Origin of the sequence: Acinetobacter bereziniae LMG 1003 = CIP 70.12 (assembly GCF_000368925.1) — a bacterium.
GTDB classification, from domain to species: domain Bacteria; phylum Pseudomonadota; class Gammaproteobacteria; order Pseudomonadales; family Moraxellaceae; genus Acinetobacter; species Acinetobacter bereziniae.
On the sequence record NZ_KB849756.1, the window covers coordinates 1916581 to 1929879 of the forward strand.

Genomic DNA, 13299 nt, shown 5'->3' on the forward strand with positions numbered 1-13299 from the left:
CAACAAGACAATAGATTTCACCCTAGCCCGGATTATTCTTTGCTATACTCAATGCATACTGAATTTCAACCCAATAAGATTTCATAACGACTGTGCCTTATTCTTTTAGCCCAACCTCCGAGCAAAGTTTTGCAATTGCAGAAGCAAAAAAAGGACAATCCTTTAAAGTGATTGCCTATGCTGGCACAGGTAAAACCACGACTTTACAGTTAATCAGCGATGCGATGACTGATCGACGTGGGATGTATTTGGCGTTTAATAAAGCCATCGCAACTGAAGCACAAAATAAATTTCATCAAAATGTAGACTGCAGAACCTTCCATTCACTTGCATTTCGTAGTGTGCCTCGTGGAATAACCGATAAATTACGTCTACCTCGCCTAAGTCCAAGTTTTATTGCAAAAGAATATCGACTTGAGCCGATTACATTGAGACGCTTGATGGGCGGTCGTTATGAAAAATATGTGTTGATGCCGAGCCGTTTAGCCAGCCTGGTTGCCAACGCAGTCAGTTATTTCTGCTCAACAAGTTCTCAATATCCTGCACCACGTCATATACAAGCACCCAGCTGGTTACATCCTGATGATGTTGAATCTTTACAAACCCACCTCTATAAAGCCGTAGAGCGTCGTTGGTTAGAGTCTATTGATTCAAACCATCAAGCAGGGATTGGTCATGATATTTATCTCAAACTCTGGGCACTGTCAGATCCATTTATTCCCGCAGATTATGTGCTATTTGATGAGGCACAAGATGCTGACCCCTTGATGCTGGGTATCCTGTTGCGCCAACGCAACACCCAAGTTATATATGTGGGTGATGCACATCAACAAATTTACGCTTGGCGTGGTGCCGTTAATGCCATGCAACAAATGCCACTTCCTGAATCACGTTTAACCACTTCATTTCGTTTTGGTGATGCAATCGCAGATGTCGCAAATCATCTGCTTGGTGCCTTGGACGAAACGGTTCCTCTCTTGGGGAATTCAGAAATGAAATCCGCTGTGGTCAATAAACCACATACCAAAATGCGTGATGCAATTTTATGTCGTACTAACGCGCGTGCAATGGAATTACTACTTTCAGGCTTGGTTCAGGGAGATAAAGTCAGCTTACAAGCCGATCATGCCAAACTAAACCGTTTTGTCGATGCAGCAAGTTTATTAAAACAAGGCAAACGTGTGATCGATGTTCCTGAATTGGCATGGTTTAATTCTTGGCATGATGTACATGAATATTGTGAAACCAATGATGGCAGCGATATCAAGCCTTTAGTTAAATTGGTTGATGATCATGGTACAGATCCACTCAAAAAAGCACTTGCTAAAATTACCCCAATAGAGCAAGCTGATTATGTGATTTCTACCGCACATAAAGCCAAGGGACTTGAGTGGAATCGCGTTCATATCGAAGATGATTACCAATTTAAAATAAACGGTTTGGAACATAAAATCAGTGATGAAGAACTGAGACTTTTATATGTCGCTTGTACCCGAGCAAAAGTCAGTTTAAATATTCATCACATTTATGATCTGGTTCAACAACTGAAAGTAAAAACTCCATTTAAAAATAAGGCGACAGCATAAGGTTTTGGTCCTTTCATCAAGATGTAAAATCATATAGTCAAAAGATGAATCGTCATAGATTTTCACGCTGCCCGTTAAATGTCAGGTATCTTATGAAACTAGAATCAATTCATTTTCGGCATACATACCATTTTGCTGATTTAAAAATAAATTTTAATGATAAAAATAATAAATCGACTACGCTCATTGTAGGCGATCAAGCCAGCGGTAAAACCGCCATTATTAAGAATATTTATCAAGCGCTGAGCTGGTTTCCCGCTCGCCTGAAAGATTTAAGAACACCTGGTATCGTGATGCTTGATCAGGATATTATGCAAGATCGTGTTCAATCTAAAATCGATGTGAATATCCACTTTCCAGCCGAAATGGGACAATTGGCAGAAAGTAGTGCAACGACTGAAAATGATCCTCAAAGCTGTCGTTGGCAAGTTTATAAAACTATAAATAGCGCAGGGATAGGCATTAGCAAAGTTGATTTACAGCAACTCGAACAGTTGGTAGAACGTTATAACCAAGTCATTAAAAATGATCCTGTACAAGGATTACCCATGCTTGCGTATTACCCTGCTGAACGTTTTGTCAATGAAGTTAATATTCTCAATAAAAACAATCCAATCGTTTTACAGCCACATAACGCCTATGAACTGGTGCCAATTCCTTACACCACATTTGCACGTTTTTTCGAATGGTTCAGGGAAATGAGCGATATTGAAAATGCTCAACTCGCACAATTATTTCAAAATATTTTAGAAAAAAAACAGCCTGCTGATCACTCTGATCAAGACTTTCAACATCTTTTATTTCAAGCGCATTCACAGTTACACGCGCCTAGCTTACAGGCATTAAAAAAGAGCCTAAATACGATTATTCCTGAGATCACCGATATCTATCTTGAGTACCAACCAAAACTACAACTTATGGTCACCTATAAAGACCAGAATTTTAGTTATCAGCAATTATCCAATACCGTTAAAAATTGGCTGGCGTTGGTGGGTGATATTGTACGTCGACTGTGTTTACTTAACCCACTGAGCCTTTATCCATGTGAAGAAGGCGAAGGAATCTTGCTGATCGATCAAATTGATGTTGACTTAGATCAACTCGGATTACAGTTCATTCTGGATCGCTTAAATATGGCATTTCCACGCCTCCAAATTATTGCAACCGCAAGTCATGAAGCCTTGTTAGAGCAAGCGGATGAATATCAGTGCTTTAAGCTTGAAAACAAACAACTTCATGAAATTAAAAGCAATGATGTATGGGATGAATATCAACACATCTATGAAAATTTATTAAAAGAAATTCCCAAAGATACCGAACAACCTTTACTTGAACCCAGTATGCAGAGCCTAAATGCTCAACAATTGTTTCAACAATTTCAACAACTCAATGAACAACAACAAGCTGAATTGAAACGTTTAATCCAATCAGGTGATGATCAATCTTCACATAAATCATTGCTCTAAACTGGGTTTGATCTGAGCGTTAACTTACAGACATGAATGAATGTTGAGAAATTTTCAATCTCTATTTTTTTCATCATTCTCAAATCATGATGTTCTTTGCTTTTACCTGATTTTTTAGCAAGGACGATAAAACCTATAGATTGTGACGCATGGCTTAAAGATTAGACAGCCAAATGCGATCATAAGCGTATAATTACAAATGTTTGCGCAAAAACTGACAAAATAAATTGATGTTATTCTGCGCATGTAATACTATGAAAAAATCAATTCAAATTAGATTTTTCAATCTTAATTGATTTTCTAATCGTTTTCTCATGTTGCGCAACACAACTGATTTTTACTCATTAATTTAACTCGGCTTTCAAGATTTAAGTTATTGGACTGTTCCTTGCATTCCTCAAATCCTTGAAAGATAAGATTCACATAGGTTTCACGACCTATTCACGATAATGGATACGCGTGTGCTTCCGATTATTATTCTATTACCGTTAATACTTGGCACTACCCTTGTCCTGTGGCTGAAGCAATTCTCTCGAGGGGTAACAGCTTTAGGGGCAATCGGGGTCAGTTTAAGCAGTTTCGTACTGCTACTGACTCAGGCAAAAACAGTATTGAGCGGCAATGCCATTTTAGAACAATGGCAATGGTTACCCCAAATTGGGATTGATTTTAGCTTTCGTTTAGATGCATTAAGTTTAATTTTTTCATTGCTGATCACGGGTATTGGCACCCTGATTTATATCTATGCTTACTATTATTTAAATCCTAAAAACTCTCTCAGCAAACTTTATTCATTATTGATGCTATTCATGGCAGCGATGCTGGGTATTTCTCTATCAAACAACCTCATCATATTATTGGTGTTCTGGGAGCTGACCAGTATTTCATCATTCTTGCTTGTGGGTTATTGGAGTAATTACGAAGCAGCGCAACGTGGCGCACGTATGGCAATGACCATCACCGGGATGGGTGGCTTAGCCATGCTGGGGGGTTTTATTTTAATTGGTCATATTGCAGGAACCTATCAAATTGACCAACTCACCACAATGACAACAACAATTCAAAATAGTGGTTTATTTGTTCCTGCCTTATTATTGATTTTATTGGGTGCATTTACCAAAAGTGCACAATTTCCGTTTCACTTTTGGCTTCCAAATGCAATGGCAGCCCCAACGCCTGTATCGGCGTATTTACATTCAGCAACTATGGTCAAAGCAGGGATTTTCCTTGTTGCTCGCTTGCTTCCGATTTTTGTGGGTTCAGCGTTGTTTCATAACCTCGTGACCACTATTGGATTATTTACCTTATGTATGGCAGCATTCTTTGCCATTTTTAAAGAAGATTTAAAAGGGTTACTGGCCTACTCAACGATTAGTCATTTAGGTCTGATCATGTGCCTATTGGGCATTGGCTCACCATTAGCTGTTGCAGCTGCAATTTTCCATATTATTAACCATGCAACGTTTAAAGCTGCTTTGTTCATGATTGCAGGCATCATTGATCATGAATCAGGTACACGTGACTTAAGAAAGCTCAGTGGATTGTGGCAACTGCTTCCTTTTACTGCAACATTGACCATGATTACTGCTGCCAGTATGGCAGGTGTACCACTCACCAATGGTTTTATTTCTAAAGAAATGTTCTTTACAGAATTATTGGCGAACTTATCTGGTGGCTATGTTGTTTTAGCTGCAATCCTTGCAACATTGGCAGGTCTCTTTGCAGTAGCTTATTCGGTACGTCTTGTACATGGTGTATTTTTTGATGGTGATGTAGGACGTGATGTGCCCAACAAAAATGCGCATGAACCTCCGCTTGGCATGCGCTTACCGGCAATTATCTTGGCAACGTTATGTATTCTAGTGGGTATTCTTCCTGCACTTTTGGTGGAAAATATCGTCAATGCAGGAACACGTGCCTCTACACAGCTGTCAAACTTTGAAGGTGTTCATTTAGCCATTTGGCATGGTTTTAATCTGCCTTTACTGATGAGTGCGATTGCCCTCATCGGTGGTGTGATTTTCTACTTTGCTTTAGCCAAAGGTGGGCGAATTCGTGAAATTGACCTTGACCCAAGTTTAGGGCGTTTACAAGGGAAATTATTATTTGAAGACTTCCTGAAAAATCTGTTATCGCTATCCCGCAAAGTAAAGAAAAATACTGAAACAGGTTCATTACAAAATTATCTGTTGTTGATTCTAGCCTTAAGTATTGCTTTAGTTGCTGCCCCGCTACTCAACCAAAACCTCACTACAGGAACACGGGAACTGACACATGCACCATTCACAGCAATCGTCCTTTGGTTGTTGCTGTTCTCTGCATGTTGGATGATGTTGTGGTTCCATCATGAACGGATCAAGGCAGTTTTAATTAGTGGTGCAATTGGTCTGGTCGTCACCATGATTTTTGTGACGCTCTCAGCACCTGATCTTGCACTGACACAAATTACTGTAGATGTGGTCACCACCGTACTGTTGTTGATGAGTTTGTCCCTTCTTCCTCAATTGACACCTTATGAATCAAGCCGTACACGACGTTGGCGTGATGCTGTGCTTGCCATTGGTGGAGGTATTGGAATCGGTTGGATCGCATGGTTGATCATGACACGTGATCACAATTCAATTTCATGGTTCTTTGTACAACAGTCGCTTCCATTGGGTGGTGGTTCAAATATCGTCAATGTCATTTTGGTCGATTTCCGTGGTTTCGATACCTTTGGAGAAATTGCCGTATTAGGTATCGCAGCGATTGGTGCACTCTGCATGATGGATGGGATGCGTACACACGGTACAACCATGACAAAAGGATTAAGCTATCGTTTTAACCCGTCGCCTTTAATGTTCCGTATGACCGCTTCATGGGTACTTCCTGTTGCATTGGTGGTCAGTTTGTATATTTTTCTACGTGGACATAATTATCCAGGGGGTGGCTTTATTGCGGGTTTAATTACCTCAATGGCACTGGTGATTCAATACATTGCACTCGGACAAGACCAAGCGGAGAAAATGCTGCGAGCAAAATCTGGTCGACTTTATGAAGTCTGGATTGGATTAGGATTATTGATTGCAGGGCTGTCAGGCATTGCTTCATGGTTATGGGCTCGTCCTTTCCTCACCAGCGCACATGTCTATGTGGAATCAAGCCTATTTGGTACATTCCACCTTGCTTCTGCCGCCGCATTCGATCTTGGTGTATATGGCACTGTGGTTGGTGCAACAATGTTACTCATTTCTGTTTTAGGCGACTCTAGACATTCCAGTATGTCTGGTCCAGTACCCAAGGAGTAATGCATGATCAGTTTAGAATTTTTAATTGCATCTGCGATTGGATTATTGGTTGCCTCTGGTATTTACCTTATTCTTCGAGCTCGTACCTTTCCTGTTGTACTTGGATTGGCAATGATTGGTTATGCCGTGAATATTTTTCTATTCGCAATGGGAAGAATACAAATCAGCTCACCTGCCATTCTCATTCAGGCAACAAAAGTCACTGATCCTTTACCACAAGCATTGGTACTCACAGCAATTGTGATTGGCTTTGCAACCACAGCTTTTATCGTGCAATTGGCATTGCGTAGCCGATATGAATCGGGTACTGACCATGTCGATGCAAAAGAGGAACCAAGTAGTTTTGACCCACGTGAGGATGAGCCGTAATGAGCAGCTTTTTAGATTTTTGGTATGCTCACTCTCCGATTATGAGTGTGTTGATTCCAGCATTTACTGGTTTCTTACTCATTTTACTGGGCAATCCTGGTTCTGGGGCTTTAAAACATGATTGGCGGCAGCCTTGGCGTCGTGGTCTGAGTTTAGTTTCTATTGTTCTCGGACTTGCGACTGCTATTGCTTATCTGCTTCAAGCCAATACTGGAAAAATATTTGTTTATCAATTGGCTGAATGGTCCGCACCATTTGGTATTGTCTTGGTGCTTGATCGTTTATCCGCATTAATGTTGGTGCTTACCTACGCGCTTGCAACCCCAATTTTATGGTTTGCCAGTAAGGAATGGGATGAGCGTGGTCGCTACTTCCATGCCATGTTCCATCTATTGCTGATGGGATTAAGTGGTGCATTTTTAACAGGCGATTTATTCAACCTCTTCGTGTTCTTTGAAATATTGTTAATGGCATCTTATGTATTGCTATTACATGGTCAAGGCAAAGCACGTTTTCAACTTGGTATACATTACGTCACGATTAACCTACTTGCTTCTGCCCTGTTCTTGATTGGATTAGGAATGATTTATGGCAGTGTGGGTAGTTTAAATATGGCAGATGTAGGACGATTGTTACCGACTTTAGACAACGATCAACATCGACTTGCCGTAGCGGGTGGTTTACTACTGTTCGTGGTCTTTGGAATTAAGGCAGCCATGTTACCTGTCGGTTTTTGGCTACCAAAAACTTATGCTGTCGCAACAACACCTGTTGCTGCCATTTTTACGATTATGACCAAAGTCGGTGTGTATGCGATTTTACGCGTTAATGGCACAGTGTTTAATGATGCTTTAGCTGCGCATTTTCTTCAAACATGGTTACTGCCGATTGGTTTGCTGACTTCACTTTATGGGGTCATTGGAGCGCTGGCTGCAGAGCGTTTGCGTCGTTTCGTCGGCTTTATGATACTGTCTTCGATTGGCACAATCTTAGTTGCTATTGCAATGCTGAATACACAAGCATGGTCGGCAGGTTTATATTATCTTGTGCATAGTACTGTGATTGCAGCATCGTTCTACTTAGTGTGTGGCTGGATTACTTCACAACGTGGTGCAATGAAAGATCACCTCAAAGTTGCACCTAAAATGAAGCAAGACAAAGTATTGGCAATGACATTCTTTGTGATTGCATTGATGATGGCTGGCTTACCGCCATTTAGTGGCTTTTTAGGCAAGGTTTTGATTTTGCAAGCCACTGCAAATATGGCAGCGCAAGGCTGGATTATTGCGGTGATTTTAATCGTCAGCCTATTGAGTATTATTGCTTTTACCCGCGTCGGATTCATTCTGTTTTGGCGTGCAACTGCACCTGAAAATAATCCTAAAGAAGAGGCTTATGCTGCTTATCAAGCTTTGCCAAATCAAGCACCGCCACGCAACGATAAAACGATTTATCTGCTATTGGCAGGTTTAATTGCCTATGTCGTCTGTGCCGCACCGATTTTAAATTATGTTGAAAAAACAGCAGCACAAATTACTGATGCCTCTTTGTATCAACATGGTATTTTAAAAACTGATGAACAAGGACAAACCATTAGTGTCCAACCGTTCGATCCAAACTATGTTCCTGAAACCAAATACAATGGTGAAATGGTCGATCCAAACGCGCATTATATTCCTTATATTATTAGCCCAGATACGCTACAAGGTGAACATATCTCCGAGTATAAGCAACGTCAAATCAAAGGACAGGAACAGCAGCATACGGAAAATAATCAACTGAAGCCAATGGAGCAATAAATGCAAAATCAATCATTATTGACCCGTATAGTGCCACATCCCTTTGTATCGGTGATTGTGGCAATGAGTTGGCTGATGCTGAATCATAGCGCTGAAAGTTTTGACATTGTGGTTGCAATCGCTCTAGGCTTGATTATTCCCAAATTGATCCAACCCTTTATTGTTTGCACCCCGAATATTCATTGGAAAAGTGCAATTCAATTATTCTTTGTAGTGCTATGGGACATTATCATCAGTAATATTAAAGTCGCAAAACAGGTTTTGGGACCCACAAAAAATCTCCAACCGAAGTGGTTTCGGATTCCTTTAGACACTGATCATGAACACGTCAATACCCTGTTGGCAATGATTATTACCACCACCCCCGGAACTGTCAGTGCGGGGATAGATCAAGAGCGTGGTGACATTTTGGTTCATGCCTTAAGTTGTGATGATGTGGATGCTGAAATCCAAGCGATTAAAGCACGCTATGAAGTCCCGTTAATCGAGATATTTGACCTTCAACAAGGAGAACGCTCATGAGTATCCTGCCTTATGCGTTAGGCATCTGCCTCGTTGCTGTCACGCTCTCTATGTTGCTGTGTTTAATCCGTTTGGTGATGGGACCTTCGATTGTAGATCGCTTATTGGCACTAGATACCTTGTTTTTAAATGCGACCTGCTTAATCGTTATTTTGGGGATTTACTGGGCCAGCACCTCGATGTTTGAAGGTGCACTTTTGGTCGCCATGCTTGGCTTTGTTTCAACTGCAGCGCTGGCTCGTTATTTTACAACGGGTCATGTTATTGATTAAGGAGGACGATCATGGAAAATAATATGCAACTCATCATGGAAATTATCGTTTCATTCTTCCTCATCATTGGTGCATTTTTTACTTTGGTGGGTGGTATCGGGATGGTCAAACTGCCTGACTTATTTATGCGACTTCATGCGCCCACAAAATCCAGTACTTTAGGTTTAGGCAGCTTTCTGCTTGCAGGTATGATTTATGCCGCATTCAATAGTCGCTTAGGTTTTGCAGAACTGCTCATCACCTTATTGGCTTTTATTACAGCACCTGTATCTGCAAACTTAATTGCGCAAGCCGCAATCCATTTACGACTCCGTTCTACCTCTGGCGATGTTCCTGAAGCAATCAATCGCCCTTTACCTTGGCAACGTCAGAAAATCATCAAACAATTTAAGGAGGATATTTAATCCACCTTGAGCTTAAAAGCAGTGTTAAAGATTCAGTTTTAACACTGCCTCATACCGCGCCTTAACACAAGAACTCCCAGTAAATGAAGTCACATTTCAAGATAATTGACTTAATATTAATAAGGCAATACTAAGCCTTCTAAAATAAGAAATTAGAACACTACTCCACATAAATTTAAAATTCAACGCTATGCCAATGCACTGAAACATGTACAATAAAATCAGCTTAATAAATGAGATTGAGTATGTATACTGGCATTGTTCAAGGCTTAGAAAAAGTGGTCAATATCCGACATAGCGATCACTTTACAACCCTTTATATTTCCAATGAAAATCACTTTTTCGACGATATATTTATTGGAGCAAGTGTTGCAATTGATGGAACATGCTTAACCGCAACAGGTTATGATACCGTGTTACATACGGTGTCATTTGATGTCTCAGCACTCACCACATCGCTGACCACACTACAATTTTTAAACATTGGCGATCAAGTCAATATCGAAAGGTCGATTAAAGCTGGAATGGAAAATGGTGGACACAATCTTTATGGACATATTGAAGGTATGGCAACCATTAAAGATGTTATCCATACAGGTGAGACTGTACATATTGATCTTGTCATCCCTGATGAAAATATCAAATACTTCTTTAAAAAAGGTTTTATTGGGCTGCAAGGTTGTAGCCTAACAGTCAATCGAGTTGATCGACAAAGCAATGAAATATCCGTGGATTTAATTCCAGAAACCTTAAGATTGACCACCTTTAAACATGTCCAAATCGGTGGAAAACTCAATTATGAAATCGACCAAATGACCCGTACTATGGTGGATACTTTAGAAAGTATCCATCAACGTCTCAATGAAAAATAAAAAAAGCCAATATAAATCATTGGCTTTTCAAGTGCGAATCAATCCTTAACTATACAGCGGTGGATGAACTTCTTCTTGGAAACTTTCCATTCCATAATCATCCGCCAACTTTTCCTTCCAATAAGCAACAATCTTTGAATAATCAATTTCATCTGGATGAAAATCAGCTTTGTAATAAGACAAATATTCTGGAATCAATGAAATCAGCATCTTAGAAATCATATAAATTCCAAAAATATTTTGTGGTACTTTCGGCAAACTTTTTTTCCAGTCTTGCATAAACAAACGTGTTGCAGAATAGAACGTTAAACTTGCAAAACCTGTGGTTACATTGCGCATGACTGTACGACGAGTACGATCATCCTTATAAATCGCCTGATATACATCAAAAGCCACTGAACGATGCTCGATTTCCTCAATGGCATGCCATACCCAAAGTTTGACAGCATCATCATCCAATGTACTTAAAACTTCAGGATGTCGCAAAATATAGCCTCCCAACAAGGCAGTAAAGTGTTCAAAAGCAGCGGTGACTGCAAGCTGTAATTTTGGATGTACACTTTTTATAAATGCATCGCGGCGCGCTAACCATGCTTGAAAACTATCGAGGTTATAATCATCACGACGCCATGCATCATTGAATTCTGTATGTGCTTTGGAATGCATCGCTTCTTGCCCAATGAATGCAGCGATTTGTGCCTGTAATTTTTCATCTGTAATTTTGTCACGCACATTGCGGACACTATGCACAAAGAATTGCTCACCAATTGGAAAAGTCGAAGATAATGCCGTGAGTAAGTGTGACATCACGGGTGAATTCGCAAAAAAATGTCTACGAATGGCTTTAGGGTTAAAGCTTGGTTTACGGACTTTAATACCAATAGCTTTAGGACGATTTAGATATGATTTTTCTGCCGTCACTTGAACTGTTGACATCGATCTAATCCTACATTTGTCTGAATTTAACCTATATTGGCACAATCTCAATATTTGTATATTGCAGAATCATTCATCAAGTAGCAAAAATGCTCACTATGTCAAAAAAGCCAGATAAACATTGATAAAAACCTTTTTGAAATATGGGATAAAAATTTAAAAATCAATAAATTAGGATAAAAATAAAGCTTTTATAATGATTTATATTTTGTCACTAAAACCTACAAAGTTCCGACAAAAACAAAGCCTGCGATGACGCAGGCTTTGGAAATGGGTCTTTGAATGTTGAGCGTTTAAAAATCAAACATCAAGGTAATCCAAAATACCTTCCGCTGCTTCACGACCTTCCCAGATTGCGGTCACAACCAAGTCAGAACCACGAACCATATCACCACCTGCAAAGATTTTTGGGTTAGAGGTTTGGAATTTAAATTCTTGCTTTTCAGCAGCAAGTACTCGACCAGAACCATCTAAATCTATGTTTGCGCCTGCAAACCAATCCGCTGGAGAAGTACGGAAACCAAAAGCAAGCAATACAGCATCTGCTGGTAAAACTTCTTCAGAACCCGGAATCGGTTCAGGGCTACGACGACCACGGCTATCTGGCTGGCTGAGTTGAGTCGTTACAAATTTAACACCTGTCACTTTACCATTTTCGCCTACGATTTCAATCGGTTGACGATTGAATTGGAATTCCACACCTTCCTCACGCGCATTCTTCACTTCACGGCGAGAACCTGGCATGTTTTCTTCATCACGACGGTAAGCACAAGTGACCGTTTCAGCACCTTGACGGATTGAAGTACGGTTACAGTCCATCGCAGTATCACCACCGCCAAGAACGATGACTTTTTTGCCCTGAACGCTGATGTATTCAGATGGATCTTTTTCCCAGCCTTGTGTACGATTTACATTGGCGATCAAGAAATCCAGCGCATCATAAACGCCATCAAAATCTTCACCTGCAAAGCCGCCTTTCATGTAGGTATATGTTCCCATACCCATGAATACAGCGTCATAGTCTACGAGTAATTGGTCAATGGTGATGTCTGTACCAATTTCAGTATTCAAGCGGAATTCAACGCCCATACCGGTGAAGATCTCACGGCGGCGTTTCATTACATCCTTTTCCATTTTGAATTCTGGAATACCAAATGTAAGTAAACCACCGATTTCAGGACGTTTATCAAAAACAACAGGTTTTACCCCATTACGTACCAAAATATCTGCACAACCTAAACCGGCTGGACCTGCACCAATAATTGCAACTTTTTTGTCGGTCCATTTTACTGAGGACATATCTGGACGCCAGCCTAAAGCAAAGGCAGTATCGTTGATATATTTTTCCGCATTACCAATGGTTACAGCACCAAAACCATCGTTTAAGGTACAAGCACCCTCACATAAACGATCTTGTGGGCAAACACGACCACAGACTTCAGGCAATGTATTGGTTTGATGGCAAAGCTCTGCAGCTTGGAAAATACGCCCTTCTGCAATCAGCTTTAACCAGTTTGGAATATAGTTATGTACAGGACATTTCCATTCACAATACGGGTTACCACAGCCTAAACAACGGTGGGTTTGGTTTGCTGCCACTTCCGCTGTAAAAGGTTTATAAATTTCCACAAACTCTGCTTTGCGGACATTAATATCTTTTTTCTCTGGATCTTGGCGTGCTACATCCAGAAATTGAAAGTCATTATTTAGGCGCTCTGCCATGTCTCTCTCCGTGGGTGAGCGTGGATAACTTTTTCACTTGTGTATATCTGTGAAGTTATCCACA

The 13299-nt window shown here is 40.4% G+C and carries 11 protein-coding genes; 9 read left to right on the top strand and 2 right to left on the bottom strand.

The window, feature by feature from the left end; genetic code table 11:
- The first annotated feature begins 92 nt into the window (after nt 1-92).
- The 9 genes from F938_RS18875 (at nt 93) to F938_RS18915 (ending at nt 10577) form a co-directional block, all read left to right on the top strand.
- Nucleotides 93-1586, top strand: coding sequence for a UvrD-helicase domain-containing protein (locus tag F938_RS18875; protein ID WP_005034319.1), 1494 nt, complete (start codon nt 93-95; stop codon nt 1584-1586).
- Between the two features lie 92 nt (nt 1587-1678).
- The gene (locus F938_RS18880; RefSeq protein ID WP_005034322.1) at nt 1679-3052 is read left to right on the top strand and encodes an AAA family ATPase; all 1374 of its coding nucleotides are present in this window, start codon (nt 1679-1681) and stop codon (nt 3050-3052) included.
- A gap of 449 nt (nt 3053-3501) precedes the next feature.
- Nucleotides 3502-6339: a monovalent cation/H+ antiporter subunit A gene (locus F938_RS18885; protein ID WP_005034325.1), complete on the top strand. Its 2838-nt coding sequence runs from the start codon at nt 3502-3504 to the stop codon at nt 6337-6339.
- A 3-nt stretch (nt 6340-6342) separates the two neighbouring features.
- Nucleotides 6343-6708, top strand: a complete 366-nt coding sequence (locus F938_RS18890; RefSeq protein WP_004825361.1) for a Na+/H+ antiporter subunit C — start codon at nt 6343-6345, stop codon at nt 6706-6708.
- Nucleotides 6708-8507, top strand: a complete 1800-nt coding sequence (locus F938_RS18895; protein ID WP_004825363.1) for a monovalent cation/H+ antiporter subunit D — start codon at nt 6708-6710, stop codon at nt 8505-8507. The genes F938_RS18890 and F938_RS18895 overlap by 1 nt, the downstream gene beginning before the upstream one ends.
- Nucleotides 8508-9029, top strand: a complete 522-nt coding sequence (locus F938_RS18900; protein ID WP_005034327.1) for a Na+/H+ antiporter subunit E — start codon at nt 8508-8510, stop codon at nt 9027-9029. It begins immediately after the preceding gene.
- A complete protein-coding gene (locus F938_RS18905; protein ID WP_004825367.1) occupies nt 9026-9301 on the top strand; it encodes a monovalent cation/H+ antiporter subunit F in 276 nt (91 codons plus the stop codon). The genes F938_RS18900 and F938_RS18905 overlap by 4 nt, the downstream gene beginning before the upstream one ends.
- 23 nt (nt 9302-9324) lie before the next feature.
- Nucleotides 9325-9705, top strand: coding sequence for a Na+/H+ antiporter subunit G (locus F938_RS18910; protein WP_026040315.1), 381 nt, complete (start codon nt 9325-9327; stop codon nt 9703-9705).
- A 245-nt stretch (nt 9706-9950) separates the two neighbouring features.
- A complete protein-coding gene (locus tag F938_RS18915; protein ID WP_004825370.1) occupies nt 9951-10577 on the top strand; it encodes a riboflavin synthase in 627 nt (208 codons plus the stop codon).
- A 45-nt stretch (nt 10578-10622) separates the two neighbouring features.
- On the opposite strand, the gene F938_RS18920 is transcribed toward F938_RS18915, so the two are convergent.
- Both F938_RS18920 and F938_RS18925 read right to left on the bottom strand, forming a co-directional pair.
- Nucleotides 10623-11513, bottom strand: coding sequence for a metal-dependent hydrolase (locus tag F938_RS18920; RefSeq protein WP_004825372.1), 891 nt, complete (start codon nt 11511-11513; stop codon nt 10623-10625).
- Nucleotides 11514-11813: 300 nt separating this feature from the next.
- Complete coding sequence (locus tag F938_RS18925; protein ID WP_005034332.1) at nt 11814-13235, bottom strand: FAD-dependent oxidoreductase; 1422 nt, start codon at nt 13233-13235, stop codon at nt 11814-11816.
- Nucleotides 13236-13299: the final 64 nt, after the last annotated feature.

Excerpts from the sequence above, each read along its gene's own strand:
- F938_RS18880 (WP_005034322.1), top strand. The coding sequence starts at position 1,679 with ATGAAACTAGAATCAATTCATTTTCGGCATACATACCATTTTGCTGAT.
- F938_RS18885 (WP_005034325.1), top strand. The coding sequence starts at position 3,502 with ATGGATACGCGTGTGCTTCCGATTATTATTCTATTACCGTTAATACTT.
- F938_RS18890 (WP_004825361.1), top strand. The coding sequence starts at position 6,343 with ATGATCAGTTTAGAATTTTTAATTGCATCTGCGATTGGATTATTGGTT.
- F938_RS18895 (WP_004825363.1), top strand. The coding sequence starts at position 6,708 with ATGAGCAGCTTTTTAGATTTTTGGTATGCTCACTCTCCGATTATGAGT.
- F938_RS18900 (WP_005034327.1), top strand. The coding sequence starts at position 8,508 with ATGCAAAATCAATCATTATTGACCCGTATAGTGCCACATCCCTTTGTA.
- F938_RS18905 (WP_004825367.1), top strand. The coding sequence starts at position 9,026 with ATGAGTATCCTGCCTTATGCGTTAGGCATCTGCCTCGTTGCTGTCACG.
- F938_RS18910 (WP_026040315.1), top strand. The coding sequence starts at position 9,325 with ATGCAACTCATCATGGAAATTATCGTTTCATTCTTCCTCATCATTGGT.
- F938_RS18915 (WP_004825370.1), top strand. The coding sequence starts at position 9,951 with ATGTATACTGGCATTGTTCAAGGCTTAGAAAAAGTGGTCAATATCCGA.
- F938_RS18920 (WP_004825372.1), bottom strand. The coding sequence starts at position 11,513 with ATGTCAACAGTTCAAGTGACGGCAGAAAAATCATATCTAAATCGTCCT.
- F938_RS18925 (WP_005034332.1), bottom strand. The coding sequence starts at position 13,235 with ATGGCAGAGCGCCTAAATAATGACTTTCAATTTCTGGATGTAGCACGC.